Below are 315 nucleotides of genomic sequence, written 5' to 3'. Positions count from 1 at the left end.
GCGGGCCACGGTCAGATTCCAAAGCTTCGCCACCGCCTATGTCTATGCCATGGCGGTGGGCACCACCGAGATCGACAGCCTTCTTGAGGAACAGGAGGAGCAACGCAAGAACGCGCATTGCACTGTTCGGCCGATGGCCCCCGCCCGATACTCCGCCGATGGCCCGCAGATCGTCTACGCGGGCTTGGTGGCAGCGGATGGGCCCCTCAAGCGCCCCTGCGCCAGGTACAAGGAGGCCCTCGCAGCGGCAGAAGCTGCCAATCCGCTGATTTCCGGCCTGAGGAAGAACGGCAAGCTTCCTCCCGAGTACATCAC

1 protein-coding gene is annotated in these 315 nt (G+C 64.1%); it reads left to right on the top strand.

What is annotated here, in order from left to right; translation table 11 throughout:
* Positions 1-55: 55 nt before the first annotated feature.
* On the top strand, positions 56-315 hold a 260-nt coding region (locus IF19_RS01000000135275; protein WP_211271118.1), incomplete at its 3' end, for a hypothetical protein.

Origin of the sequence: Streptomyces californicus, from assembly GCF_000717645.1 — a bacterium.
GTDB classification, from domain to species: Bacteria; Actinomycetota; Actinomycetes; order Streptomycetales; family Streptomycetaceae; genus Streptomyces; species Streptomyces californicus.
Note: the sequence above shows the minus strand (reverse complement) of the source record. Positions and strands in the feature narration are given on the sequence as shown.